Annotated in this window: 23 protein-coding genes and 1 pseudogene; 10 read left to right on the forward strand and 14 right to left on the reverse strand. The window is 62.8% G+C overall.

From position 1 onward, the window contains the following. Positions 1–102: 102 nt before the first annotated feature. Positions 103–1155, reverse strand: a complete 1053-nt coding sequence (locus AB433_RS10115) for a ribonucleotide-diphosphate reductase subunit beta (RefSeq protein WP_047820910.1) — start codon at positions 1153–1155, stop codon at positions 103–105. Positions 1156–1574: 419 nt separating this feature from the next. On the opposite strand from AB433_RS10115, the gene AB433_RS10120 reads away from it, so the two are divergent. The 3 genes from AB433_RS10120 (at position 1575) to AB433_RS10125 (ending at position 2682) form a co-directional block, all read left to right on the forward strand. After that, positions 1575–1838, forward strand: a complete 264-nt coding sequence (locus AB433_RS10120; RefSeq protein WP_047820911.1) for a DUF2171 domain-containing protein — start codon at positions 1575–1577, stop codon at positions 1836–1838. 304 nt (positions 1839–2142) lie between these two features. Continuing rightward, complete coding sequence (locus AB433_RS20525; protein WP_156170781.1) at positions 2143–2316, forward strand: hypothetical protein; 174 nt, start codon at positions 2143–2145, stop codon at positions 2314–2316. Between the two features lie 144 nt (positions 2317–2460). Beyond that, a complete protein-coding gene (locus AB433_RS10125) occupies positions 2461–2682 on the forward strand; it encodes a DUF2171 domain-containing protein (RefSeq protein WP_047820912.1) in 222 nt (73 codons plus the stop codon). Between the two features lie 90 nt (positions 2683–2772). Here the strand turns inward: AB433_RS10125 and AB433_RS10130 are convergent, their stop codons facing one another. From AB433_RS10130 to AB433_RS10145, 4 genes are all read right to left on the reverse strand, one after another. After that, positions 2773–6201 carry a CheR family methyltransferase gene (locus tag AB433_RS10130; RefSeq protein WP_047820913.1) on the reverse strand — a complete coding sequence of 1143 codons (3429 nt, stop codon included), beginning with the start codon at positions 6199–6201 and terminating at the stop codon, positions 2773–2775. Positions 6202–6280: 79 nt separating this feature from the next. Further along, positions 6281–7039: a Crp/Fnr family transcriptional regulator gene (locus AB433_RS10135; protein WP_047820914.1), complete on the reverse strand. Its 759-nt coding sequence runs from the start codon at positions 7037–7039 to the stop codon at positions 6281–6283. Beyond that, on the reverse strand, positions 7039–7560 hold the full coding sequence (locus AB433_RS10140; RefSeq protein WP_082134879.1) for a PAS domain-containing protein: 522 nt from the start codon (positions 7558–7560) through the stop codon (positions 7039–7041). Before AB433_RS10140 ends, AB433_RS10135 begins: the two co-directional genes overlap by 1 nt. A 295-nt stretch (positions 7561–7855) precedes the next feature. Beyond that, complete coding sequence (locus AB433_RS10145) at positions 7856–9919, reverse strand: ribonucleoside-diphosphate reductase subunit alpha (RefSeq protein ID WP_047823831.1); 2064 nt, start codon at positions 9917–9919, stop codon at positions 7856–7858. 563 nt (positions 9920–10482) lie between these two features. On the opposite strand from AB433_RS10145, the gene AB433_RS10150 reads away from it, so the two are divergent. Continuing rightward, positions 10483–10722 (forward strand): GlsB/YeaQ/YmgE family stress response membrane protein, encoded by a 240-nt coding sequence (locus AB433_RS10150; RefSeq protein WP_047820916.1) that lies wholly within the window; start codon positions 10483–10485, stop codon positions 10720–10722. Positions 10723–10726: 4 nt separating this feature from the next. Here the strand turns inward: AB433_RS10150 and AB433_RS10155 are convergent, their stop codons facing one another. Next, positions 10727–11566, reverse strand: a complete 840-nt coding sequence (locus AB433_RS10155; RefSeq protein ID WP_047820917.1) for a GGDEF domain-containing protein — start codon at positions 11564–11566, stop codon at positions 10727–10729. 143 nt (positions 11567–11709) lie between these two features. Beyond that, a complete protein-coding gene (gene nadB / locus AB433_RS10160) occupies positions 11710–13311 on the reverse strand; it encodes an L-aspartate oxidase (RefSeq protein WP_047820918.1) in 1602 nt (533 codons plus the stop codon). A 247-nt stretch (positions 13312–13558) separates the two neighbouring features. Between nadB and AB433_RS10165 the strand changes: the two genes are divergently transcribed. Next, on the forward strand, positions 13559–14743 hold the full coding sequence (locus AB433_RS10165; RefSeq protein WP_047820919.1) for an acetyl-CoA C-acyltransferase family protein: 1185 nt from the start codon (positions 13559–13561) through the stop codon (positions 14741–14743). A 274-nt stretch (positions 14744–15017) separates the two neighbouring features. On the opposite strand, the gene AB433_RS10170 is transcribed toward AB433_RS10165, so the two are convergent. After that, positions 15018–15332 (reverse strand): hypothetical protein, encoded by a 315-nt coding sequence (locus AB433_RS10170; RefSeq protein ID WP_156170782.1) that lies wholly within the window; start codon positions 15330–15332, stop codon positions 15018–15020. Between the two features lie 305 nt (positions 15333–15637). Between AB433_RS10170 and AB433_RS10175 the strand changes: the two genes are divergently transcribed. Beyond that, positions 15638–16036 carry a hypothetical protein gene (locus tag AB433_RS10175; protein ID WP_047820921.1) on the forward strand — a complete coding sequence of 133 codons (399 nt, stop codon included), beginning with the start codon at positions 15638–15640 and terminating at the stop codon, positions 16034–16036. Between the two features lie 167 nt (positions 16037–16203). Here the strand turns inward: AB433_RS10175 and AB433_RS10180 are convergent, their stop codons facing one another. The 3 genes from AB433_RS10180 to AB433_RS21785 all read right to left on the reverse strand — a co-directional run bounded on the left by AB433_RS10180 (position 16204) and on the right by AB433_RS21785 (position 19187). Continuing rightward, positions 16204–17736 (reverse strand): thioredoxin family protein, encoded by a 1533-nt coding sequence (locus AB433_RS10180; protein ID WP_047820922.1) that lies wholly within the window; start codon positions 17734–17736, stop codon positions 16204–16206. A 68-nt stretch (positions 17737–17804) separates the two neighbouring features. Continuing rightward, entirely contained in the window at positions 17805–18647 is an 843-nt protein-coding gene (locus tag AB433_RS10185) for a DMT family transporter (RefSeq protein ID WP_047820923.1), read from the reverse strand. A 381-nt stretch (positions 18648–19028) separates the two neighbouring features. Beyond that, the gene (locus AB433_RS21785) at positions 19029–19187 is read right to left on the reverse strand and encodes a hypothetical protein (RefSeq protein WP_375782418.1); all 159 of its coding nucleotides are present in this window, start codon (positions 19185–19187) and stop codon (positions 19029–19031) included. On the opposite strand from AB433_RS21785, the gene AB433_RS21270 reads away from it, so the two are divergent. Further along, on the forward strand, positions 19119–19292 hold the full coding sequence (locus AB433_RS21270) for a hypothetical protein (protein ID WP_245626636.1): 174 nt from the start codon (positions 19119–19121) through the stop codon (positions 19290–19292). The two genes, AB433_RS21785 and AB433_RS21270, sit on opposite strands and share 69 nt — an antisense overlap. Positions 19293–19376: 84 nt before the next feature. Then, positions 19377–19790: pseudogene (locus tag AB433_RS19970) on the forward strand (type IV secretory system conjugative DNA transfer family protein); the annotation flags it as partial. Here AB433_RS19970 and AB433_RS20530 read toward each other — a convergent pair. The 3 genes from AB433_RS20530 to AB433_RS10205 form a co-directional block, all read right to left on the reverse strand. Beyond that, the gene (locus AB433_RS20530) at positions 19688–20356 is read right to left on the reverse strand and encodes a hypothetical protein (RefSeq protein ID WP_047820925.1); all 669 of its coding nucleotides are present in this window, start codon (positions 20354–20356) and stop codon (positions 19688–19690) included. The pseudogene AB433_RS19970 and the gene AB433_RS20530 overlap by 103 nt on opposite strands. 58 nt (positions 20357–20414) lie before the next feature. Further along, positions 20415–21872, reverse strand: coding sequence for an aldehyde dehydrogenase family protein (locus tag AB433_RS10200; RefSeq protein WP_047820926.1), 1458 nt, complete (start codon positions 21870–21872; stop codon positions 20415–20417). Between the two features lie 114 nt (positions 21873–21986). Continuing rightward, entirely contained in the window at positions 21987–23417 is a 1431-nt protein-coding gene (locus tag AB433_RS10205) for an MFS transporter (protein ID WP_047820927.1), read from the reverse strand. Between the two features lie 298 nt (positions 23418–23715). Between AB433_RS10205 and AB433_RS10210 the strand changes: the two genes are divergently transcribed. After that, on the forward strand, positions 23716–25074 hold the full coding sequence (locus AB433_RS10210; RefSeq protein ID WP_082134882.1) for an aromatic ring-hydroxylating oxygenase subunit alpha: 1359 nt from the start codon (positions 23716–23718) through the stop codon (positions 25072–25074). After that, positions 25067–25621, forward strand: coding sequence for an aromatic-ring-hydroxylating dioxygenase subunit beta (locus tag AB433_RS10215; protein WP_047820928.1), 555 nt, complete (start codon positions 25067–25069; stop codon positions 25619–25621). The genes AB433_RS10210 and AB433_RS10215 overlap by 8 nt, the downstream gene beginning before the upstream one ends. The last annotated feature ends 3 nt before the right edge of the window (positions 25622–25624 follow it).

Below are 25624 nucleotides of genomic sequence, written 5' to 3' on the forward strand. Positions count from 1 at the left end.
CCCCCTGCCCCGGTTCCCGTTGGGCTGAGGGTTGTTGCGACTTCAAACTCGCCATCCAATCGTCGAATTGCTTTTGCATATCACACTATCGTGGGAAAACCCTCACTCCGCCGCTTCGGTATCCCCGAACAGGCCCGGGCCGTCGTCCTGTGCGTCGTTGGCCTGTTCGCCCTTGCTCGCCTTGCGGCGGCTGTCGAAGTTGGACCACACGTCCTGCCAGTTGCCCTTGGTCGCGCCCTTCGAATACTCGGTCGCGCGGGTTTCGAAGAAGTTGGCGTGCTCCACCCCGTTGAGCAGCGGGGTCAGCCACGGCAGCGGGTGTTCCTCGATCATATAGATTTCGGGCAGGCCCAGCTGGCCCAGACGCCAGTCGGCGATATAGCGGATATAGCGCTTGATCTCTTTCGCGCTCATCCCCGGAACCGGGCCCTGTTCGAAGGCAAGGTCGATGAACGCATCTTCCAGCCGCACCGTTTTCTGGCAGGTGTCGATGATGTCTTCTTTAACGGCCTTGGTCAGGCAGCCGCGTTCGGCGCAGAAGGCGTGGAACAGGCGGGTGATGCCTTCGCAGTGCAGCGATTCGTCGCGCACCGACCATGACACGATCTGGCCCATGCCCTTCATCTTGTTGAAGCGCGGAAAATTCATCAGCATCGCAAAGCTGGCGAACAGCTGAAGCCCTTCGGTAAAGCCGCCGAACATCGCCAGTGTGCGGGCGATATCCTCGTCATTCTCTACCCCGAACTGCTGCAGGTAATCGTGCTTGTCACGCATTTCCTGATATTCGAGGAACATGCCGTATTCGCTTTCGGGCATGCCGATCGTGTCCAGCAGGTGCGAATAGGCGGCGATGTGGATCGTTTCCATGTTGGAGAACGCGGCCAGCATCATCTTCACCTCTGTCGGCTTGAAGACGCGGCCGTATTTTTCGTGATAGCAATCCTGCACTTCCACGTCGGCTTGCGTGAAAAAGCGAAAGATCTGCGTCAGCAGGTTGCGTTCGTGATCCGACAGCTTCTGCGCCCAGTCGCGGCAGTCTTCGCCCAGGGGAACTTCCTCGGGCATCCAGTGGACCTGCTGCTGACGCTTCCAGAACTCGTACGCCCAAGGGTATTCGAACGGCTTGTAGGTCTTGCGGGCTTCGAGAAGCGGCATCGGGGCCTCCGGGTTCTGGCAGTAGTAGGGCGGTCGGTTTACAGGCCCTATATATAGTATGGGCCGGGCGAAATGTCTTGGAGCGGAGGGGGCTTTTCCGCAGCCGCAATCGGCACGCGACACGAATCGTCCCCACCCGTCCGCAAGCGCCAAGGCTATGCCCCGCGCCGCGCCCTGCCCAGCCCCGGTGCGGGCCGTTGCTGGGGATAAGCGGTGGAAGGCGGGGCGCGCGCATTCGGCCCGTCGCAAGCCGTTGTCGGCCCGGCCCGCAAAAGGGCGGAAGGAGGCGGAATATGGCGGAAATCGGGCGTTTTCGGTGGAACGGCGGAGGCACCCGGCGCGTTTACCATCTAAGTCGTCCGGCCGTGTCCTTCCCCTTCGCGGCCGGCGACACCCAATCCATCAGAGGACACCGAACGATGAGCGAAGAGCAAGCCAAGGGCATTCGCGAACACATGGAAGTGATCGGCGCAGACGGCGTGCACGTCGGCACCGTCGATGGCGTGGAAGGCGACCGGATCAAGCTGACCAAGAATGACAGCGACGCCGGGTTCGAACAGGAAAGCCACCATGGCCACCATCACTACCTGTCGCTGGGCCTCGTCGCAGGGGTAGAGGGCGACAAGGTTCGCCTGTCCGCCAGCGGCGCCAACGCAGCGGAGCTGTTTATAGAAGAGGCCTGAACCGGCCGATTTGCGACCGAGAGGCCCCCTGCCCCGCCCCGTGCGAGGCAGGGGGTTTTCGCATGCGCCGCGTGTTTCGCAAATTCATGCAGGAAATGCGTAATCGGGACGGGTGGCGGCGGTTCGGCTGGCATGGGGCCGACGGCTGGAGCACGCCTTTCTTGCGACCTTGCGTGGTTACCCGCACGGTAAGCAAACCCATCGCAATCGTGGGCAACCACACCTTTTTGAACTTGGTTCAAGGTCCGCTGGCACATTCACCCTCGCGTCTTTCCATACGCACGACAGACCAGAGGAGTTGAACATGCTTGAGAAACTCGGATTGAAAAGCGGCATGGCCGTATACGACGCGGCAGGCCAGTCGGTGGGCAGCGTCGAGAGTATCTCGGACAACGATTTTACCGCGGGCGGTCGCGGCTTTACCGTCAACGACGTTCAGATGGTGGAACCGAGCGGGGTTTACCTGTCGACCAAGTAATCCGCCCCACGCCGGTCGGTTTTCGCACGCCCGACCGGCAGACTTTTCGCCACCGCTGTCACCCGTTGCATGGCTGCGGCGAGGCGTGGACCGAACAATGCTCCTGCTCGTTAATATAGTAAATACAGAGATATAGGAGCATTTATGTTTGAGAAGCTACGCATCAAGGAACACATGGAAGTCACCGACGCCAACGGGCGCCATCTGGGCACCGTAGACGAGGTGGAGGACGACCGGATCAAGCTGACCCGCACCGATTCCAGCGACAATATGCATCACTTCCTGTCACTGAACGATGTGGACAAGATCGACGACAACCGTGTCTATCTGAAAAGCGCGGCGGTGATCCCGGAGGGCGTCGCCTGACCTAACAATACAGCTAAAGCCCGCACGCCCTGACTGTGCGGCGCGAGAGCCCGGCGGAGACCCCCTCGACGCCGGGCTTTTCGTGCGTGATCAGGGCTGGGCGTTAAGGCCCGGCAGGACCAGCCGCCGGTGGAACTGGTGCGGATCCTGGTCGCCGTCCAGCTTTGCATCCAGTTGCCGGACCGACGCTTCTACCAGACGCGTGCCAAAGCCTTGGCCGTTAACGGCTTCCTTGGCCTCTGTCGTCGTCTCTCGCCAGTCGATCACGGTATCGTTCCCTTCGCGAGAGACAGAGATCGTCAGCGTGCCATCTTCTTCCGACAGCACCCCGTATTTCGCCGCATTGGTCGCCCATTCGTGGAAGATCAGCGCCAGCGGGGTCAGCTTCCCCGCCGGGATCATCGCTTCTTCACCATCAATCCGGATTTCCTGACCGCCGCGCGCGGGGGTCAGCACCGCGTCGATAATCTCACGCAGGCCGACCAGTTCGTCGACATTGCGCCGCTGGGTCAGCGCATGGGCGCGGCCCATGGCCGAAATGCGCCGCCGCAGTTCCTGTGCGAAGCCTGCGACATCGTCGGCCTCACGCTCGCAAATACCGATCATCGCGCTGATCACCGCAAACAGGTTCTTGATGCGGTGGTTCATCTCGCGCAGCAACAGGTCGCGCTCGGCCAGTGCCTCACGCTCTGGCGAAACGTCGTAGGTCACGCCGATGAAATGGTAATCGTCACCCAGCCGGACCCGACGCGCCAATCCATGCAGCCAGCGAATACCCTCCGCCTCATCGCGGATTCGGAAGGTCTGGTCATAATGCTTTTGGCCGTCCATCGCCTGACGCAGCGCGGCGTTCACATCGTCTCGGTCGTCCTCGTGAACGTGCGTCAGGATCCGTTCGATATCGGTTGCGTCGTCATCCGACACGGCCAGCAATTGCTGCTCCACCGGATCCAGCTTCGTCTTGCCCGTCGCCGGGTCGTATTCCCACACGCCGATCCCCGCGACCCGCAGCGCGAGCTCCAACCGCTCCCGCTGTTCCGCCAACTGGTTTTCCAGCTCCAGCGGCGCGGTAATGTCGGTAAACACCAGCGTCGCCCCGTCGACCGACCCGTCCGGGCGGCGATAGGGCAGGATGCGCAGCGAAAAGACGCGGCCCGTCGGCTTGTCACGCACCCGCTCGTCCAGCGTTTGCCCGGTGCGCGCCACCTTGCGCGCCAGATCGATGCAATCGTTGCGGTCCAGGTTGGTGGTAACGTCCGAAAGGTTGCGGCCCTGGTCGCCGGGTTGCAGCGGGAACAGTTCGCAGGCCGCGTCGGTAAAACTGCGCACCCGCATTTCGGCATCCAGAACGATCACGGCCAGCTGCGTGGACTCGAAGAAATTCTCAAGATCGGAATTGGCGACGATCAGCTGATCGACCTTGTTCTTTAACTCGTCGTTGACCGTCGTCAGCTCTTCGTTCGTCGACTGAAGCTCCTCGTTCATCGACATCATTTCTTCGTTGGAGCTCTTCAGCTCCTCGTTCGCGGTTTCCAGCTCCTCTACCGTGGAACGCAGACGGTGCCGCGTGATGCGCAGTTCGTCTTCCAGCAGGTGAACCTGATCGTCCACTTCGCCCAGTTCGACCATCTCACCGCCGTCCAGCGGCACGAAAGGCGCGGTTTCGCGGACGACGACAAGGTAGGTTCCGTCCCGCACCGGGTCGCAGATCACCTGCACCTGCTGATCGCCGAAATCGGTATGGACGTTGATGTCGCGCGCTACGTGGCGCTGGTTGCCGTCCGCCGCCTGCCGCACCAGCACGCCAATCACTTCGCGCAGGCCCGGTTTGGCCAGTGTGGTGGCGTTTAGCCGCCGTTCGCGCTCTACGGGAAAATCGAAATAACGACCCACTGGGCCCCAACTCGACACGATCCCGCCCTCGCGATCCACCAGCAGGGTGGGCGAGGTATAGGTAGAGGTCAACTTGCGCAGCGCCTCTCCCTCAACCCAGCTCGGTTCGCGCGAATGGGACGTGGCCTCGACCGGCTTGCGCGATCGGCGCTTGCTGACGCTGGGCAGTTCCAGTGGGTAGTTGGTGTGGCTGGTCCGACGCAGGAAGATGCGTTCCTTGGCATCCACTGTTTCGAACAAATCCTCGTACCGCCCGATCGTTTCCGACGGGCCGAGGAACAGCCAGCCTTCGGGCCTTAGCGAATAGTGGAACAGCGGCAGGACCTGCTGTTGCAGCTTGTCATCGAAATAGATCAGCAGGTTGCGACAGGAAATCAGGTCCACGCGGCTGAACGGCGGATCCTTGATCACGCTGTGCAGCGAGAACCGGACCATGTCGCGCACCGACGCGTTGATCGCGAAGGTATCGCCGTGGCCCACGGTATAGCGGCTGCGCAGCGGTTCGGGAATGTCGGCCAGCGCGGCAATGGGGTACTGCCCTTCGCGGGCGATACGCAGCATCTGGTCATCGATGTCGCTGGCGATCACCTGCACCGGGACCTGCCGCCCCTGTTCGCGCATCGCGTCGGCCAACAGCATGGCGATGGTCCACGCCTCTTCCCCGCTTGAACAGCCCGGCACCCAGACACGCACACCGTGCCCGCTGTCGGCATTGCGGACCATCGGTTCGATCACTTGTTCGCGCAGTTTTTCGAACGCGTCGGTGTCGCGGAAAAAGCGGGTGACGTTGATCAGCAAGTCACGGAACAGCGCCTGGCACTCCTCCGCATCCTTGCGGATACGGCGCAGGTATTCCTCGTGGCTGTCGATGCCCAGCACCTGCATCCGGCGTTCGATCCGGCGGCCCAGCGTGGTGCGCTTGTAACCGGTGAAATCGTGCCCGATCTGGTCGCGCAGCGCGTCGCACAAGTCGTCGATATTGTCGATCAGCCGCTGCGCCGCATCGCGCGTATCCTCGGTCTCTACCCCGCGTGAGAAAAATTCGCGCAGGCAGGGAATGATGTCGTTGGATTCGCGAATAAAATCGACCAGACCCGTGCCCACCGCCGAGAGCGGCATTCCATCGTACCGCGCACCTTGCGGTTCCTGCGCGATGGAAACGCCGTGATGTTCCTTTATCGCGCGCAGACCCCGGCTGCCGTCGGCGCCGGTACCCGATACGATAACGCAGGCCGCGCGCGGGCCAAGATCAACCGCCAGTGCCTCGAAAAAATCGTCGATAGGCCGGCGCATTCCGCGTGGGTCGGTAAACTCGGTCAGGTGCAAAACGCCGTCTTCCACCGTAAGCCCGTGGCCCGGCGGAATGATATAGACGTTGTCGATCTCGATCTTCTCACCGCCGACGATCTGGCGCACCGGCATCGCGGTATACCGCTCGATCAACTGCGCCATCAGCGATTCATGGTTGGGATCGAGATGCTGCACGATCACGAAGGCCATGCCGGGATTACCCGAAAAGTCGCGAAACATCTCGCGCAGCGCTTCCAGCCCGCCGGCAGAGGCCCCTACCCCGACGACCGGAAATTCGTCTTTGTCCATCGGCTGCGACCCCGTCTGCGTACCCATGGGCGCTAGGGATAGCGAGGAGGGGCCGCGGTTACAATTGCCATAATTTGAGATTTATAGAATTAACATCAGATCAATATCACATCGCATCCAGCGCGTGCCCGATGTGCAAGTCGCCATCACCATATAGATAGGAATCGTCAAACCGGGCGACTTCCTTCAACCGCTCCATATCGGTGATCATCACCCGCCCGCGCGCGAAATCGAGGATGCCCGCCTCTCGCATCGCGCGCACCGTGCGGTTCATGTGGATCGCGGTCGTGCCGCAGGCATCGGCCAGTTCAACCTGTGTCAGCGGCATGGCACAACTGTTCGGCTCTGCCAGCCCGATGAAGTTCAACCGGGTCCACAATTCGACGATCAGGTGCGCCAACCGCCCGTCGGCGTTCAGGTTTTCCAGCTTCAAGATCCATTCTCGATGGATCGCGGCATCCAGCAGCGTCGAAAACCACAGCAGCCGCGTCAGGTGCGGTTCGCCCCGCAACACGTCGACCAACCGGCTGTGGGGGACATAGCCCAGCTTCGTATGACCCAGCGTGACGATATCGTGATCCAGCCGCTTCAGCGCGAACCCGTGAAGGTCGACGAAATCTCCGGGTACGTGCACGCTGATGATATGGCGCTTGCCGTCGCGGGTGATCGACCGGACGATGAACCCGTCGATCAGCATCGTCGACTGGTCCACGCACTGCCCACGGTTCAGCACCGTCTGCGGCGCGGCGAACAGTTCGGTTCGCTCGACCAGATCTTCCAGCAACTGCTTTTCACTATCGCGCATGGCATGTCGCAACCGGCCCATCATGAAGCGTCCGGTTTTAGGATATGCGGCAGATCCCATTATTCCCCCAATCGGGCTTCGGCGATGATCGCGGCGCTGGACGCCAGGGACCGAAACGTCCCCAGCGTCACTATGCCCATCTCACCGGTGAGCGCGGACAATTCGCGGATGTCTTCGCGCAAGGCGCGGTCGTAACTGTCGGGGCGCATCCGGTCATGCCGCGAAAAATCGAATTGCGAACCAAGGATATAGGCATCCTTGCCGAGCTGGGTCATGCGCGTGAGGTAAAGCAGGTTGAGGAACGGCGTACCGTCCTTTCGCTCGTTCGGCAGCAGGACACGCTCTTCGCGCTTTGCGGGGTCGACCAGAAAGTCGCGAATGCGCTGCGTGGCGGGCCCGCCGCCTTCCTTCGGTTGCAAAAACCGGCAATTCTTGCCGATCACTTCATCGCGGTCATAGCCCGACAGATCGAGGAAAGCCTGATTGGCGAGCACCAACGGAAAGTCTTCGGCCTGCGCATCGGCAAGGGTCAGCGCGATTCCGCTGCCTTCCATAAATCTGCGCAGCCCATCAGACAGCATTTTGCGTTCCTTGCCCCCGGAAGTTTCGCAACGCCCTATAGGTATGGGCGAGATTCACAAATGTTAATCCGTTAATTACAAAGCCGTTCCGGTCGTTTTGCGCAAATGCGACGAACCGCACCGCCAATTTGCGGAATTCCCAGCCTCAGGGCCGTCGGGATGCGGATATTCGGTCGCAGTCGCATCTATCGCAATTGACGAACGCGCCGCAGTTCGGTTCCGCCAAATGCGACGAACCGCCGAACCCGTGCGGGTCGGCGGTTCGCATTGTTTCGTTTCGAACCGGGTCAGCCGGTTACTGGCAGGCGAGACACTCTTCGTAGTCGGTTTCGCCAGCGGCAAGGTTGAACTGCGCGGCGTTCTTGGTGTTGTCCGCCTCGACACCGCCCGCGAACCCGGCGCGCTGCACCGACTTCGAGCGGAGGTAATAAAGCGATTTGATGCCCATTTCCCAAGCGCGGAAATGCAGCATCATCAGGTCCCACTTGTCGACATCGGCAGGAATGTAGAGGTTGAGGCTCTGCGCCTGGTCGATGAACGGCGTGCGATCGGCCGCGAATTCGAGCAGCCAGCGCTGGTCGATCTCGAAACTGGTCTTGTAGGTCGCCTTTTCCTCCGGCGAGAGGAAGTCGAGGTGCTGGACCGACCCGCCGTGTTCGAGGATCGAGTTCCACACATTGGTGGAATCCTTCGACTTTTCGGCCAAGAGCTTCTGCAGGTAGGGGTTTTTCACCACGAAGTTCCCCGACAGCGTCTTGTGCGTATAGATATTGGCCGGGATCGGTTCGATACACGCGCTGGTGCCGCCGCAGATGATCGAAATCGACGCGGTCGGTGCGATCGCCATCTTGCAGCTGAAGCGTTCCATCACGCCGACATCTTCCGCATCGGGGCACGGGCCGCGTTCGTGGGCCAGCATCATCGACGCCTCGTTGGCCTTGGCGTTGATCTGCTTGAACATCTGCAGGTTCATCGCCTTGGCCATCGCGCTTTCGAAGGCGATGCCCTTGGACTGCAGGTACGAATGGAAACCCATCACGCCCATGCCGACGCTGCGTTCGCGCATCGCCGAATACTTGGCGCGGGCCATCTCGTCCGGCGCGCGGTCGATATAGTCCTGCAACACGTTGTCGAGCATGCGCATCACATCCTCGACGAACTGCTTGTCGCTCTTCCACTCGTCCCAGGTTTCCAGGTTGAGCGAGGACAGGCAGCAGACCGCCGTGCGATCGTTGCCAAGGTGGTCGCGGCCCGTCGGCAGCGTGATTTCGCTGCACAGGTTGGAGGTGGAGACCTTCAAACCCAGCTCGCGGTGATGCGCGGGCATCATGCGGTTCACCGTGTCGTTGAACACGATATAGGGCTCGCCCGTGGCTAGGCGGGTTTCAACCAGCTTCTGGAACAGCGCCCGCGCGTCCACGGTCTTGCGGACCGAACCGTCACGCGGGGACACAAGGTCGAACTCACCGCCATCGCGAACCGCTTCCATGAACTTGTCGGTCAGCAACACGCCGTGGTGCAGGTTCAGCGCCTTGCGGTTGAAATCGCCTGACGGCTTACGGATTTCGAGAAACTCCTCGATCTCCGGGTGGCTGACATCGATATAGCACGCCGCCGACCCGCGCCGCAGCGAACCCTGCGAGATCGCGAGCGTCAGGCTGTCCATCACGCGGACGAAGGGAATGATGCCGCTGGTCTTGCCGTTCAGGCCCACCGGCTCGCCGATTCCGCGCACCTGGCCCCAATAGGTGCCGATGCCGCCGCCGCGGCTGGCCAGCCACACGTTCTCGTTCCAGGTGCCGACGATCCCGTCGAGGCTGTCCTCGACCGAGTTCAGATAGCACGAGATCGGCAAACCGCGACCGGTACCGCCGTTCGACAGGACAGGCGTTGCGGGCATGAACCACAGCTTCGAGATATAGTCATACAGCCGCTGCGCGTGGTCCTGATCGTCGGCGTAGGCATCGGCCACGCGGGCGAACAGGTCCTGATAGGTTTCGTTCGGCAGCAGGTAGCGGTCTTCAAGCGTGTCCTTGCCGAAATCGGTCAGCTTCGCATCGCGGCTGGCATCCGTGACGATGGTAAACCGGCGCGGCATCACGTCCTTCGACGACAGCTTGGGCGCGGCGGCGGCCTTCATGGCGCTGGCAACGGCATTGCCCATCGCCTCGGCTGCGGCTTCGGCCACCGGTGCGTCGGCGGCCGCCAGCAGATCCTTTTCTTCGCTTGCAGTCACTGCCTTCTTCTCCTTGCCCGCAGCCTTACGGGGCGCGGGTGTCATCTCGGTTTCAACGCCCGTATCGGTCTCGCTCACGTCCGCAGCACTCACGCGCGTTTCGTCCCCGTTCCTGAAATCCATGTCATACCGCCCCGTGTTGCAGCCGGCGATATGCGCCAGCGCGTTGCCATCCGGTCCGAACCCGTGCCGCCGGCGGCCCACCCCTGCCCGGATCGCCCGAAAGCTCTCCCGTCAGGGCCGCGGCGGCACGGTATTCGAAGGCCCCTCGTCCGCAAATCCATGGCGCAGGCGGGGCGGCGTGCGTCTCATTCCCGTATCCAGCCCTTGGGCCATATATGGGTAGAGGTGCCCCTGAACGCTAGGTCTTGCGGTCCTCCCATCGAACCGACCGCTAGGGATAGTGCCGCAACGCGCGAGCCAAGCAAGCGCAACTTATCCACCGGCAGTGGCGAAGACATGGGGTGCAGCGCAGCGACGCGTGGACCAACCTTGGCTCGCGTCGGACGCAAGAGGCGAAGTCGCGCTAAAAAAACTTTTGCACAGTTTGGTGAACGGGGCGCGAACCAATCCAGACTAGGCCCGAATCCCTAAGAATGCGTTGGCACTTGCGCCATCTTGTCAGGCCGGTCGAGGTGCCTTAGCCCTATAGAACACCCATTGCAGACGCGAATCGGACCAGACCCATGCTCAACATCATCGGCGCCATCATCTCGGGCCTTATCGTCGGCGTGCTCGCCCGCTTCTTCTATCCGGGCGATGTCGATCTGGGCTTTTTCGCCACAATCGCGCTGGGCATCGGCGGCTCGCTGTTTGCAGGCCTGATCACCAGCCGCGGGCGCAAGGAATTTTCGAAACCCGGCTGCCTCGCCTCGGTGCTGGGCGCGATGGTGCTGATTCTGGCGGGGCGCCTGCTACTCGGCTGATCGCTCAGGCTGCGCGGCGTTCTTCCTTCACCTGATAGAGCCGTTGGTCGGCCAGCTTCATCGCCGATTCCAGCGTATCGCCCCGCCGGCGTTCAACCGAGGCGACGCCCCATGAGAACGTAACCGGCTCTCCCTCCACCATCGCGTCGGGGTGCGCGCAGATCGCGTCGAAGATGCGGCGCAGGATTTCGTTCGCGGCGGCCTCGCCAAGGCTAGGGAAGAACATCACGAATTCGTCCCCGCCCCAGCGGCCCGCGACATCGCCTGCGCGCATGTTGCCAACCATGCGCTGCGCCAGTCCGCACAGGACGCGATCGCCCTCGGCATGGCCCAGTTCGTCGTTCACCTTCTTGAACCGATCACCGTCAAGCACCGCCAGCGTGCCGCCACCGCCACCGCGCAGCACCGCAGCGACCGTCTCCTCGAAACCCCGACGGTTGAGCAGGCCGGTCAGCATGTCGGTCCCTGCCTCCGACCGCAGCTCGTCCATCCGCGACACGGTTTCGCGCGCCGCGCGGGCCACGCCTTCCAACAGCTTGCCCGCCATGTCCGGCCCGCCCTTGGGAATGTCGGCAACGACCTCGCCCCGCTCCAGACGCGCCAAGCCATCGGTCGCCACACGCAGCGGTGCCATCAGGGCATAGAGCCCCGCAATCCCGACGCCGGTTCCGACCAGCGTCGCCAGCAGAAGCGGCAGGAAAATCGACCACTGCCATTCGCCCAGCGCCACTTCAACCAGTCCGAATGCCACGATCGGGACGTGGACCGATGCAAAACAGACGGAGAAGATGCGGGCCGAGTAGCTGTGCGGAAACACGAACCGGCTGGCGTTGTAGAACTTCATCGCTGGGGTGCTCCATCTTTCTCTTTGCGATGAAGCATGCCCAGTCAAGGCTGAAGGATTTGATGTAGTATCGTGGTTTAGGCACCGTAAATCTTCGTAACAGAACCGGCGGTTTACGAAGACCTGCGCCGAATTACGTCAAATTACGGCACCAGTATCGTATCGCGCGCCACCGGATCCACCTGCGGATAGTCGGCGTTGTAATGCAGCCCCCGGCTTTCCTTGCGACGCCGCGCAGACCGCACGATCAGGTCGGCGGTCTTGAGCAGGTTGCGCAATTCGATCAGGTCTTTCGACACGCGGAAATTGCCGTAATATTCGTCCACCTCCTCGGTCAGCAGGCGGATGCGGCTGGCGGCGCGCTCCATCCGCTTGTCGGTGCGCACGATGCCGACATAGTTCCACATAAAGCGGCGGATCTCGGTCCAGTTCTGCTTGATGACGACTTCCTCGTCGGGTGTCGTCACCCGGCTTTCGTCCCACATCCGCACCGGCGGCGGCGGCGGCAGATCGTCATAGCGGTCGAGGATGTCACGCGCCGAGGCATCGCCAAACACAAAGCATTCCAGCAGCGAGTTCGACGCCAGCCGGTTCGCACCGTGCAACCCGCTCTCGCTACATTCGCCGATGGCATAGAGCGCAGGCAGATCGGTCCGCCCCTTCAGATCGACGCGCACCCCGCCACAGGTATAGTGCTGCGCGGGCACGACCGGGATCGGTGCTTTGGTCATATCAATGCCAAGGCCAATCAGGCGCTCGTAGATAGTCGGAAAGTGTTCACGCACGAATTCGGGTTCGTGGTGGCTGATGTCGAGGTGGACGTAATCGAGGCCCAGCCGCTTGATCTCATGGTCGATGGCGCGGGCGACGATGTCGCGCGGGGCCAGTTCCATCCGCTCGTCGAAATCGGGCATGAAGCGTTTGCCCGCCTCCGGCCCGGCCTCTGGCGGCAGTTTCAGGATACCGCCCTCGCCCCGCACCGCCTCAGTGATCAAGAAGTTCTTGACCTCTAGATTATACAGGCAGGTCGGGTGGAACTGCATGAATTCCATGTTGGATACACGGCAACCCGCGCGCCACGCCATCGCGATGCCATCGCCGGTCGCCCCGCGCGGCGCGGTGGAGAACAAATAGGTCCGCCCCGCCCCGCCGGTGGCAAGGATCGTCGCACGTCCGGTAAACGCCTCTACGCCGCCTTTACCGGAATCGAGCGCGTAAACACCCCAAACCTGCCGCCCGCCCTGCGGATCGACGGCGTTGCGATCACGGATCAGGTCGATCGCCACCATGTCGGGGCGCAGGGTGATGTTGGGATTGGCCTCGGCGGCGCGCAGAAGCGCGCTCTGCACCGCCCAGCCGGTCGCATCGTCGACATGCACGATACGGCGGTGCGAATGCCCGCCCTCACGCGTCAGGTGCAGCGATCCGGCCTCTGTATTGAACGGAACGCCCAGTTCGATCAGGCGATTGATCGATGCGGGCGCTTGCTCGATCACGTACTCGACCGTCTCGCGCCGATTGAGGCCCGCCCCGGCGACCATCGTGTCGCGGATGTGATCCTCGAACGTGTCGCCTGCGTCCAGCACCGCCGCTATGCCGCCCTGCGCCCATGCGGTCGATCCCGAATCGAGCGAGCCCTTGGCCAGCACCATGACCTTGCACTTTTCGGCAAGGACCAGCGCGGCACTAAGTCCCGCCGCCCCCGATCCTACGATCACGACATCGTGTTGATACTGGCTGGCCATTCGTCTTGCGCGCCCATTCCCTTTTTGCCTTCGGCGACAGGGCCGTAGCGTCATTGCCGCCGCCTTGCCACCGTCATCCGCCAGTCACAAGCGCCTGCGGCCATGCCTTTGGTTCATGGCAGACCTTTGGCGGGCTGGACGGGGGCGGGATTCGTGCCTATTCGCACCCGCAACGTAACCGGTCAGGCACCGTTCCACGGGGATAGGCGCCGCCGTTGCACAGACCAGAGGGCTGAAAGGAACGACCATGAACGCTGTCTATCTAGTATCCGCCGCGCGCACCGCCGTTGGCACCTTCGGCGGATCGCTCAAGGATGCGAACCCCGGTTCGCTGGGCGCCGTCGCGATCAAGGGCGCGCTGGCCCGCGCGGGCGTCTCGCCCGAACTGGTCGAACACACCATTCTGGGCAGTGTCATTCCCTGCGAACCGCGCGACGCCTATGTCAGCCGCATCGCCGCGGTAGAGGCGGGCATCCCCCACGGTGCCCCGGCAATGACCGTCAACCGCCTGTGCGGTTCAGGCATGCAGGCCATCGTTTCGGCGGCGCAGCACCTGATGCTGGGCGATCATGCCATCGCCGTCGGCGGCGGTGCCGAAGTCATGAGCCGCGCCCCCTACTTCGCGATGGGCGTACGCTGGGGCCTGAAGATGGGCGACAGCCCGATGATGGACGGCATGCTGGGTGCGCTGCAGGATCCGTTCCACCGCTATCACATGGGCATCACGGCAGAGAACGTGGCCGAAAAGTACGAGATCACCCGCGAACAGCAGGACGCCTTCGCCGCCGAATCGCACCGCCGTGCAGCCGCCGCGATCGAGGCCGGGTACTTCAAGGATCAGATCGAGCCGGTCGAGATCATGGTAAAGCGCAAGCCCGCGATGTTCGAAGTGGACGAGCATGTGAAGGCCGGCACCACGGCAGAGGGCCTGGCTGGCCTGCGCCCGGTGTTCAAGAAGGACGGCGGCACGGTTACCGCCGGTAACGCATCGGGCATCAACGACGGCGCGGGCGCGGTCGTTCTGGCGACCGAAGCGGCGGTCAAGGAACACGGGCTGAAGCCGATGGCGCGCCTCGTTTCGTACGGCCACGCGGGCGTTGATCCGGCCTACATGGGCATCGGCCCGGTTCCGGCCAGCCAGATCGCCATCGAAAAGTCGGGCCTGTCGAAGGACCAGCTGGACGTGATCGAATCGAACGAAGCCTTCGCCGCACAGGCCTGCGCCGTGTCGAAGCAACTGGATCTGGATCCGGCCAAGGTCAACCCGAACGGTTCGGGCATTTCGCTGGGCCACCCGATCGGCGGCACCGGTGCGATCATCGTGACCAAGCTGGCCTACGAACTGCAGCGCACCGGCGGCAAGTACGGCCTTGCCACGATGTGCATCGGCGGTGGCCAAGGTATTGCGACGGTCTGGGAAAACCTGGCCTGACGCGCCCCGTCATCCAAATGCGAAAGGGCGGCTTCCCGTGGGGGAGGCCGCCCTTTTTCGTTGAACTCAATGCAAAATTGCCGAGGGAAAGACAGAAAAGGTGAAAACCGACAGCTGCGCTATTAGGATGAGGATAGCGGAAGCCAGACCAGCAAATGCCCAGATAAATTGCCTGCACCTGAAGTCGCGTATTGATCGCGCCACACAATAAATCAGCGCCGCCGTCAGCGTCACGGGCCAGATCATGGACAGTAATTCCACTGCTATTGCTGGTTTACGCGAACAGGTCGTGATCCATGTCTTTTTGATGCGCGTTGGGCACCGGCAACTGCTTGTGCGCGCACTTTCGATCGATCTCCGGCTCGTCATCGGCAACGGGGCTGGTCATGCCCATCATCCGGGCCATCATCGTGACGGGCATCATCCAGAATTCGATCCACCCGGCCAAAAGCGGCAGGCTGGCGTCCATATAGGGCGTATCGGGCTGTTCCTTGGCCATCGTTTCAGCTCTCTCCGACGATCGGCGCGCGGGCGGTGCGCCGTTTACCTGCGGGCCCATATTCGATCCGCTATAGCCATGATCGGTCATTTCGCGGCAAAAATCCACCGCCGCGCGTCAACCTTCTGATTTACCAGCGAAAGCATGGTCATCCGGCGCTGGGGCGAGCTTGACGTAGGACGAAATTCACCAAATCCGGTAACGTCATCTCAACCGTTCCCGCACACGCCTATGCAGTCTTTCCCTATGTAGGATTGCCTAAGGAAGGGTCGCGCCCCTGCAAGGCGCGCCAAAGCCATCTTCGCGGGGCAGCGCGATCCTTCCGCCCAAACCGGCGTCACCGCTTTACCGCACGCGAGCGAACGCCCCAGGACCAGAATGCAAGGAGAAGACACATGAAAACTTGCCTGACCCGGGTCGCAGCCGCTGCCGCTATCGGCACGCTCGCCCTTTCGCCGCAGGTCGCGTTGGCGGATTCGGATAATGCCGCAGTCGTCATTCACGACAATAAGTGCACCGGTTTCATCCCGACGGCCGAGGGCGGCCTGCCGATCTACAACGGCAGGTGGGACATGACGCAGCTGATCTCTGCACCCGGACATGTCCAGAAGATCGCGAACAAGAACATGCAGATGTCGGTCTGCACGTTCGACGTACCCGAAGAAGTGGCGCCGGGCGAAGTGCGCCAGGCTGAGAACTTCGCCTGCAGGATGTGGACCGGGGAAACCGCGACGGAAAGCGTCATGCACGTCAGCCCCGGCGGCAAGGCGACGATGATTTGCCGCAAGCGTTGATCGCAACCCTTCGGGTGTCCGCGCCCGCCGCAACGGGGCCCCTGCCCCGGCGAGGTTTACGGTGCGGACGTCCGGTCGGGCGGGAGCGTTAGTGCGGACGATCCCGCCCGGCCACGGTCAATTCCTTGGCCACGCGCAATCGCACTTTTCCGCCTATTGGCCCGAGATCAGGCGGCCTTGAACCAGCTGCCGCAGGTGTCGGTCTTTTCCGTCTGCTTCGCACACACGTCGGCCATCCGCGTGCCCAGCGAATCCAGCACCGCCGCGCCGTCATGCTCCTTCGCCCATGCGACCAGCGCCGTGCCCCACCGGTCTGCGACCGATTGCGTGCGCTGGTAATAGTTGTCCGGGCTCTTCGCCAATTCGGCCAGCACCGCCTCTGAACTCGCCTTCACCGCGTCCCTGTCCTCTGGCGTAAGGCGCATGACGCGCAGCGCATATCCAGCCGCCCACTGGACACGCGTGGCCGGACCTTCCGAAGCTTCATAGGCCTTGCGCGCCCAATCGATGGCAGCGGCCTTGTCGCCCTCATCCTCAGCCATCGCGGCAAGGCCCAGCATATAGTAATAGGGCGTTTCGGACCGATCGATCTCGGCCAGCAGCATGTCCTTCGCCGCCTTGCGGTCGCCGATCTGGTCCAGCAGTTCCGCCGCGTAGGAAATGACCGACTTGCGCACCAGCGCGTCGCTCGCCTGCTTGTCGACGATGGCCGCCCACTTGCGGACCTCCGCCTTCAACGGCTCGCCCGGCGCTTCGTCGGTCAGATCAACCCGGGCCGACAGCGCAAAGGTCCGCTCTGCCAACGACAGGTTCGTATCGGCGACCAAACCCTCCAAAGCCTTGTCGAGCAAGGCGGTCAGGTCCTCTTTAGCCTCGCCACCGGGCAGTGCCAGCACCATGCCCGGCGCGTAGTAGGACAGCACATCGCGGTTCGCCATCACCTGCTGCGGCGCGCCGAGGATGCCGGGCAATACGCCCTCCACCGTCTCCGCCTGCGCGTCGGTCAGCGTTACCTTGCCGTCGCCATCGCGCGCCGCCAGCCGTGCCAGCGACAGCAGCGCGAAACGGCTCCGCATCGCCGGATCGGGTGCGTTGCGGGCCAGCGTGTCGAGCATCTCGCCCTCGGCCTTTCCCTCCTCGAACCGTTTGGGATCGTTGCCCCAGTCGAAGCCGGCCAAAATCTTCCAGTCCTCTGCCGACAGCGTCGCCGGATCGGCCTTGGCATCGGCCAGCACCGCGTCGATAGACCGCGTACGCCCGGCGGCCAGCGTCAGCAGGGCGGGCAGTTCGGAGGCCATCGTGGCACTGGAGATGCGGGTAATTTCGCTACCGTCGGGGGCCAGCGCAATCACGGTGGGATATCCGCTGGTACCGAACCGATCGCCCCACTTTTGCGCGCCCGCGGTATCACCGTCGAGGTAAACCGGAATGAAATCCTGCGTTTTGGCGATGAAGTTCGGGTCCTTGAACAGGCCCGCCTTCATCTCTGCACAAGGTGGGCACCATTCCGCGCCCCAATAGAGTAGCACCGGCTTGCCCGTTTCCTTAGCCTCGGCCAGCGCGTCTTCGACATCGCCGTGGCGCCACGCGATCTCTGCGGCCTGTGCTTCGGTGGCGACGGGGGCGCTCTCGCTGCATCCGGTCAGTGTCGTTGCCGCAAGGGCCAGTGCCAGCCCGGTTGCCAGGATCGGAGTTCTCATGGGTTGCGCCCTTGTGCCAATTGGGGCGGCAAGCTAGTCGCAAATGCAACCTTTGCAAAGCGCCGGGATCAGGGTTTGCGCAAGGTCAGGACGATCCCGCCGACGATCAGCAACCCCGCGATCCCGATGCGCAAGGTGAGTGGTTCGGCCAGCGTCACGGCGGCAACCAGCGCGGCGGCAACCGGCGTGGCAAGCTGGACCGTGGCGACCGTGGCAAGGCCGAGGCGCGGCGCGACAGCGTACCACGCGACATAGCCAAGGCCCGACGTGATCGCGCCCGCCCCGACCGCCAGCGCGCTGCCCTGCCAAGTCCAGCCCGCTGCGGAATCGAGCAGGACCAGAGGCAGAGCCAGCGGCGCGGCCAGCAGGAAGTTCGCCGCCGTCCGCCGCGCCGGATTGCCCGCCCCCCGGCCCAGCAATGTATAGACACCCCACGCCGCCCCCGCGATGGCCATCAGCAACGCCGCAAACGGATCGGCAGAGGCGCTCGCCCCCGGCAGCAGCAAGTAGGCAACGCCCGCCAGTGCCAGCGCCAGCCCAAGGTAGCCCAATGGCGCGGGCCGCTCGCCCCCGGCGATGCCGACACCCATGATCGTGGCCTGCACGCAGGCGAACAGGATCAACGCGCCTGTGCCCGCGGGCAGAGCGACATAGGCAAAGGAAAACGCGGCGGCGTAAAGGAACAGCGAAAACGCCCCACGCCAGTCAGACGCTTTCGGCGACCCGCCAAGAAACGGCAACAAGACCACCGCCCCGCTGAACAGCCGGAGCATCGTATAGCCGCCCGCCGGGATCGCGCCGCTGCCGATGGCCGCGCGGGCAAGCAGCGAATTGCCCGCAAAGGCCGCGATGGCCAGCACCGCCAGCAACAGCAGCACGGCGGGGCGCATCGCGCGTTGGTTTTCGGGCATCGGCTCTCCTCTTTGCCGCGCAGACTAACGCGGCAGAGGGGTTACGCCATTGTCAAAAGGTCGCGGGTTGAGCCTTATTACTCCCACTCGATTATTGATTGTCAGCATAACACCTTGAAATATCGCCATTAAAAATATTTTTCGCGACGATATGCCGTCAGCTATCCCGGCAATTCCGCTGGCTTTTGAAATTATTGGATTTTTCCGGGATACCCCGAAAAACCGTACTTTCGGGATCTATCGTCAAGCGAGGAACGCAGGAAACAATCCGACGCGATCCGTGCATTCCGCCGATTTCACGACGTAGTCCTATCATCAAAGCCGTCGATTGTCACTGGCCCGTCGCGCGTAGGACGATGGCTACGATCAAAGCAAGCAGCGTTAGAAGGCTCTTGCCCGATTGACCGTCTCGACAACTCCGGCCTCGCCCGCTTGTTGTCGATGAGGTGCCGCCGGAGGTGACTGCTGAGTGTGACGGCACTCAAGAAATTGATTGCAGCCGTAAAAGGTGGTGTCGTTGCGACCTTTGCGCTCAACCAATTCCCCGACCAGGCAACTGGGACACTGGTCGAGTTCCTTCCCATCGATGGTTTCAAACCGGACCTCATTGCCGGCGATTTCGCAAAGCTCGCGAATGTAGCGTGAGGGCTTGCGCCTATTGCAGAGGATGCGCGCGATACGCTTCCTCTTCCTGCTCAGAGTCAAAATCCTCTGAAGGGTCGTTCACCAAACTGGAGGATCGCCGACCTCGTCGAGGGCAGGTCGCCGGTCTCGCTCTACCTTGTCGTGCCGCCCTCTGACATCAGCCGCACCAAGCCGCTTATTCGCTTGGTGCTCAACCAGATCGGCCGCCGACTGACCGAGCATCTTCAAGCAGAGAATGGGGCGAACGCGGCTGCCCGGCACAAGCTTCTGATGATGCTCGACGAGTTTCCCGCTCTCGGTCGCCTGGACTTCTTCGAGACCAGCCTCGCCTTTCTCGCCGGCTATGGCGTGCGCGCCTTCCTGATCGCGCAAAGCCTCAACCAGATCGAGAAGGCCTATGGCGAGCACAACGCGATCCTCGACAATTGCCATGTCCGTGTCGCTTTCGCGACCAATGACGAGCGGACGGCGAAGCGCATCTCCGAGAGCCGTGGCTCGACCGTATATTGCATCGGTCGAGCATAGAGGACAGCAAGGCGCGGCGTGAGGGGCGCGAGGATGTTTGGCGCGTGTGGCGCGCCGCTCGGCGATGTCAGATTGTGATAGAAACCGTCGCCGAACACGAATTCGCGGTCAGGCGACAAAATGGCGGTGGCCTTGTCGCGCACCCCGAACGCCTGCACCGCGCGGGCGTGCATATCCCGCATGTTCATCGCGATCAGGCTGTTACGCTCCCACTCAGGCAAGGGGCCGCGAAAGCGCTCCGCGATGCCCACACAAGCTTCGCGCGTCATCGGGCTGCGGATGGCGAGCGACGTAAGAGACTCGACCATCTGGCCGAAGCGCACGTCAGAAGAGGGCTGCGGCAGGAACCGACTTCGGCGCGGCTGACCAGGTCGCGCCTCGAAGGTGAGGCCTTCCAGCCAGTCGATCACCGCCGGGAATCCGGCGTCGGCTTGATGAAAAACTGTCTCGAAATTCTGATCCCAGGGAGTCGGTTCACCGGGCTTGTTGCCCAGCTTCCCCCAGGTTCGCGGTGCCAGGCGAAGCCGCGTGTCGGACACGCGGAAACAAACTCACGCACGCGGATGAACGGCCTTCACCGTTCCAATCCGCCGGTCCCTATTTTCGCATGGCAAGATTATAGGCCTTCTGCTCGGTGTAGCTCAGCATCTCCTCGATGCCTTCTTCACGCCCCGTGCCGCTGTTCTTCATTCCGCCATAGGGCATGGCGGGGTAATGCGGTCCGACGCTGTTGATCCACACATAGCCGGAGCGCACGCGGCGCGCGGCGGCGAAGGCGTCGTCGATGTTGTTGGCATAGATCGACGCGGTCAGGCCGAGGTCGGTCGCGTTGGCGATCGTGATCGCCTGGTCGAGCGTCGACCATTTCATTACCGAAAGAACCGGGCCGAACACCTCCTGCTGCGCGATACGCATCGATTGCTCGACGTCACCAAACAGCGTCGGCTGGACCCAAAAGCCCTTGCGGAACTCCTCTCCCTCGGGCCGGCCGCCGCCGGCGAGCAGCCGGGCGCCGTCCTCGCGCGCGTTTGCGATATGGCGCAGAACCTTGTCGTACTGACCCTTCGAATTGATCGCGCCCATCTGACTGGCCGGATCCATCGGATCGCCCACCCGGATCGCGCGGATGCGCTCGACCAGCCCAGCGACGACATCGTCATGGATCGATTCGTGCAGCAGGAGCCTGCTGGTCGATCCGCACGACTGGCCCTGCCACGAGAAGTTCATCCCGGCGATCGCGGCGTCGATCACGGTCGCCGGATCGACGTCGGGGAAGGCGATCAGTGGGTTCTTTCCGCCAAGCTCCAGCGTGACGTGCTTGACCGCGCTCTCCGCCGCCATGCGCTGAATCGCCATGCCGGTCTCGACTGAACCGATAAACGCGATCCGCTTGACACCGGGATGGCGCACCAGCGGCGCGCCCGCGCCCGCTCCGGTGCCGGTGACGATATTGAACACGCCCGGCGGCAGCGCATCGCGCGCGATCTCAGACAGGATCAGCGCGGAGAGCGAGCTCGTCTCGGGCGGCTTTACCACCACCGAATTGCCGGCCATCAGCGCGGCCGCGGTGCGGGCGGTGGCGAACATCACCGGATGGTTGAACGGCACGATCCGAGCGACCACGCCGTAAGGCTCGCGCGTGGTGAAGTGCAGGTTGCCGGGCGTCGCCGGGATCGTATCGCCCTTCAGTTCATAGGCGAGGCCAGCATAATAGTTCATCCCCTCCACACCGGTGCGCACGTCGCCGCGCATCGGCGCGATCGTATTGCCGGTGTCGCGGACCTCGACCTCCAGCAGCTCTTCGGCGCGTTCCAGCATCTTGCGGCCGAACGCGCGGAGTGCCTCGGCGCGGGCGGCGACGCCGATCCCGTTCCACGCCGCCCACGCACGATCCGCCGCCTCCACCGCCCGGGCCACGTCGCGCGCGTCGCCATTGGGAATGCGCCCGATCACCTCCTCCGTCGCGGGATCGACCGAATCTATCCATTCGCCGCTCTCGCTGGCCACCAGTTCGCCGCCGATCAACATGTGCGACGCCGTCGTCACCGGGTTCATTAGGTCTCTCCAGCTTTCTGGTTATGCAGTTGTTCAAATTTAATGGACGTGTCCATTTCTAGGGCGCTGGACGATCGCGTCAACCTTTCGGATGGCGCGGCCCGAAATTTGCCGTCAGCCGCCGCGTTTTGCGTTGCGGCGCAAGATCGGGACCGCGCCGCTCGATAGCCCGATTGCCACTGCGAGGGCAGCCATGCCGGCGGCTGTCGCGAAGGTGGCCCTGAGTCCGTGCGCCGCGGCGAGTCCGCCCGGAGCTCCATCGTGCGCGGTGGCGGAAAAGATCGAGGCCATCACCGACGCGCCGGTGACCAATCCGATATTGCGCGACAGGTTCATCAGTCCGGCGAAGGTGCCGCGCGTTGCAGAAGAGGATTTCGCCATCACCGCGGCGTTGTTGGAGATCTGAAACACGCCATAGCCGCCCATCACCACGATCAGCGAGCCGATGAAGCGCGGCAGGCCGACGATCCCCTCGCTGAAAGCCAGCCCCGCCGCTCCCGCCGCCATGATCGCCAGCCCGGCAAGGCTCATCGCGACGATGCCGAGCCGGTCGACCAGCCGCCCGATCGGCACGCCCCCGACAGCCGAGATGACCGGCCCGACCGAAAGCGCCAGCCCCGCCTGGGCGGGTGTCATGTGCAGACCCTCGACCAGATAGAAGGGGCCGACGACCAGCGTCGCCATGATCACGGTCGAGCCGATCACGCTCATCGCCAGATTGCCGCACAGGGAGATGTCGCGGAACATCCCCATCCGCAACAGGGGATCGGCGGCACGCCGCTCGACCAGAATGAAAGTTGCCACGCCGACCACCGCGAGCGCAAGCGCGATGATGTTGCCGGCGGCGAAGCGTCCGCTCGCAAGCGTGGCCGCGTAGCAATAGGCGCACAGTGCCGAGATGAGCAGAAAGGTGCCAGCCCAATCCGGCCGCCACGGCGTGGCCGCCGGATGGAGCGTTCGGGGCACCGTGCGATAGACCATCCAGGCGATCGCGATGCAGACCGGCACGTTGACGAGAAACAGTGCGCGCCAGCCCAACCCCGCGATCAGCAGCCCGCCCAGTGACGGCCCGGCGGCAGTTCCCAACCCAGACATCGCGCCCAGCAAGCCCAGCACGCTGCCAAGTCGTGCAGGGCGCACGATGTCGCAAACAAGCGCAAACGCCAGCACCAGCATGATCGCGCCGCCCATACCTTGCAGCGCCCGCGCCGCGATCAGGAACCAGAAGCTCCATGCCACGCCCGCGCCGATCGAAGCTAGGCCGAACAGTGCCAGTCCGGCGAGCAGCAGGCGCTGTCGGCCCACGCTGTCCGCGAGGCGACCAGCATTTATGATCAGGCTGATGACCGCGAGGAAATAGGCGATCACGATCCATTGCGCTTGCGGGAAGCTGATCCCGAAGGTGCGCGACAGCGTCGGCAAGCCGACATTCGCCACGCTGCCGCCCAAAGAAGACAGGAAGATCGTGGCGGACAAGCTGGCAATGGCGCCGGGCGAAGATTTCGCCAGCCTGCCTCCATCTCCGTTACCGCCAGTGTCGTTCAACCTCGTCCTCCGGTCCGTTGGTCCGATAAGCCTTTTTGTAGCGCGGACATCCAATTTTGCACGCGTACCCGTTCGATGGAAAGCAACTCGGAACCGCCTTGACATCGGCCAATTTAATGGACATGTCCATTTAAGATTGAAAGCGGCGCGACTTCGAACGGGGTTGGCGGCGCGATCTTGGAAAGAGCATTTCTCGGATTCGGTGCGGCATCGCGCGCGCGGCTGTCTGCCGAACTCAGATTCGTGATGCGCCCGTTATGACAGAGCCGACCTGCGGGTCACCAATGGAGAGTATAGTGTGACCGAGCAGGCCTTTGCCGTTCCCGTTTCGATCGAAAACATGGTGGACGATCTGCGCGAGGGACTACTCCCCGCTGCGGTGTTTCACGATCGTGAAGTCTACGATCTCGAGTTGCGGCGCATCTTCGCGAAATCCTGGGTGTATATCGGGCATGAGACCGAAATCCCGAACCGCGGGGATTTCGTCACCCGCAACATTGGCGAGGATCCCTTCATCCTGATTCGCGACGAACAGGACGAGTTGCGCGTGCTACTCAATGCCTGCCGCCACCGCGGCGCACAGGTGTGCCGGGTGCAAGCGGGCAATACCAAGGGTTTCGTCTGTCCATTCCATGGCTGGGCGTATCGCAATAGCGGCGAATTGATCGGCGTGCCGGTGCGAAGCCAGGGATATGCGTCGCTGGACCTCAAGGAATGGAATTTGTTCGCAGCGCCGCACGTCACCAATTACATGGGGCTGATTTTCGCCAACCTCGATCCGGATGCCGTGCCGTTCGAAGAGTATCTCGGCGACTACAAATGGTATTTCGACATCCAGTTCGCGCTGTCCGACGGCGGCATGGAGGTGCTGGGCGAGCCGCATCGCTGGCTGGTCGATGCGAACTGGAAGCAGGGCGCGGAGAATTTCTGCGGCGACAGCTCGCATACTCAAATGACCCACCGATCGGTGCTGGAAGCCGGCATCATCGACAGCGTCGCTGCCGGGGCGCCCAAGGAGGGAACGGGCCTCCATGTCCATGATTGCAGCGGCCATGCGATCAGCATCCGTCAGCTCCCCGGCGAGGCACCGTTCATCTCCTACCCGGAAGAGGTGACCCACCATTTCCATACCGGCGTGCTTAGCCAGGACCAGTTCGATCTGGCCAAGCGATCGCTGCTGCACAACGGCACCTTGTTTCCCAATTTCTCCTTCCTCCATATTGGCCTGAGCGACAGCCCGCAAAAGCCGCAGACAGGGTTTCTCACACTGCGCGTATGGCAGCCCAAGGGGCCGGGCCAGATGGAAATCTGGAACTGGGTGCTGGCACCGAGAGAGGCCTCTCCCGAGTATAAGCGCCGTGCCTATCAGGTGGGAATGAGCAGTTTTAGCCCCTCGGGCAGCTTCGAGCAGGACGATGTCGCGGTGTGGCCGGGCGTCACCCGCACCGCCGGCACTGTGTTCGCCGAGCTCAACAAGGTGCGTTTCAACTATCAGATGGGAATGGGGGACATGAGCACCAGCAAACCGCTGACGGACTGGGTCGGACCAGGCGTCGCCAACTCGACCAATGCGGGCGAGGGCGGCCTGAGGACGTTCCATAAGACCTGGTACGAACGCATGACCAACACCAAGATCGAGATCGGCGATCATGACTGAAGCGGCGACCATCCATCCCGCGGCTGCGCCTGCGAGCCAGCTGGTCGATATCACCCTCCAGCAGGCTTGCGAGGAATTCCTCAAGAAGGAAGCCGAGTATCTCGACGATCGCCGGTTCGCCGAATGGTTCGAGCTGCTCGATCCGGCGATCGATTATTCAGCGCCGGTGCGAACTGCCCGCGAGAACTGGGACGGCACGGGTATCAGTGGCACCGCCTTCTACCTGAAAGAGGATCATGCCTCGATCGAAATGCGCGTAAAGCGACTTCGCTCGCGCTATGCTTGGTCGGAAAGCCCGGCGACGCGTACGCGGCGCATGGTCTCCAACATCCGCGTGACGCCGCACGGCAGCGATCCGGCACTGGTGGCGGCGCGCAGCAACCTGGTGGTCTTCTGCCATCGTGGCGACGCGGCGCACCCTCAGATTCTCACGGCCGAGCGGTTCGACGAGATCCGTATCGGCACCGAAGCGTCACGGCTCGTCAAACGCACCGCCATCCTCGATTCCACGGTGCTCGGCCTTGAATCGCTGTCGATCTTTCTCTGAGGC

The organism is Croceicoccus naphthovorans, assembly GCF_001028705.1.
Lineage (GTDB): Bacteria > Pseudomonadota > Alphaproteobacteria > Sphingomonadales > Sphingomonadaceae > Croceicoccus > Croceicoccus naphthovorans.

Excerpts from the sequence above, each read along its gene's own strand:
- AB433_RS20525 (WP_156170781.1), top strand. The coding sequence starts at position 2,143 with ATGCTTGAGAAACTCGGATTGAAAAGCGGCATGGCCGTATACGACGCG.
- AB433_RS10180 (WP_047820922.1), bottom strand. The coding sequence starts at position 17,736 with ATGAGAACTCCGATCCTGGCAACCGGGCTGGCACTGGCCCTTGCGGCA.
- AB433_RS10215 (WP_047820928.1), top strand. The coding sequence starts at position 25,067 with ATGACTGAAGCGGCGACCATCCATCCCGCGGCTGCGCCTGCGAGCCAG.
- AB433_RS10175 (WP_047820921.1), top strand. The coding sequence starts at position 15,638 with ATGAAAACTTGCCTGACCCGGGTCGCAGCCGCTGCCGCTATCGGCACG.
- AB433_RS10150 (WP_047820916.1), top strand. The coding sequence starts at position 10,483 with ATGCTCAACATCATCGGCGCCATCATCTCGGGCCTTATCGTCGGCGTG.
- AB433_RS10155 (WP_047820917.1), bottom strand. The coding sequence starts at position 11,566 with ATGAAGTTCTACAACGCCAGCCGGTTCGTGTTTCCGCACAGCTACTCG.
- AB433_RS10145 (WP_047823831.1), bottom strand. The coding sequence starts at position 9,919 with ATGGATTTCAGGAACGGGGACGAAACGCGCGTGAGTGCTGCGGACGTG.
- AB433_RS10170 (WP_156170782.1), bottom strand. The coding sequence starts at position 15,332 with ATGACCGATCATGGCTATAGCGGATCGAATATGGGCCCGCAGGTAAAC.
- AB433_RS10135 (WP_047820914.1), bottom strand. The coding sequence starts at position 7,039 with ATGGGATCTGCCGCATATCCTAAAACCGGACGCTTCATGATGGGCCGG.
- AB433_RS10200 (WP_047820926.1), bottom strand. The coding sequence starts at position 21,872 with ATGAACCCGGTGACGACGGCGTCGCACATGTTGATCGGCGGCGAACTG.
- AB433_RS10120 (WP_047820911.1), top strand. The coding sequence starts at position 1,575 with ATGAGCGAAGAGCAAGCCAAGGGCATTCGCGAACACATGGAAGTGATC.
- AB433_RS10115 (WP_047820910.1), bottom strand. The coding sequence starts at position 1,155 with ATGCCGCTTCTCGAAGCCCGCAAGACCTACAAGCCGTTCGAATACCCT.
- AB433_RS10185 (WP_047820923.1), bottom strand. The coding sequence starts at position 18,647 with ATGCCCGAAAACCAACGCGCGATGCGCCCCGCCGTGCTGCTGTTGCTG.
- nadB (WP_047820918.1), bottom strand. The coding sequence starts at position 13,311 with ATGGCCAGCCAGTATCAACACGATGTCGTGATCGTAGGATCGGGGGCG.
- AB433_RS10165 (WP_047820919.1), top strand. The coding sequence starts at position 13,559 with ATGAACGCTGTCTATCTAGTATCCGCCGCGCGCACCGCCGTTGGCACC.
- AB433_RS10130 (WP_047820913.1), bottom strand. The coding sequence starts at position 6,201 with ATGGGTACGCAGACGGGGTCGCAGCCGATGGACAAAGACGAATTTCCG.
- AB433_RS10140 (WP_082134879.1), bottom strand. The coding sequence starts at position 7,560 with ATGCTGTCTGATGGGCTGCGCAGATTTATGGAAGGCAGCGGAATCGCG.
- AB433_RS10125 (WP_047820912.1), top strand. The coding sequence starts at position 2,461 with ATGTTTGAGAAGCTACGCATCAAGGAACACATGGAAGTCACCGACGCC.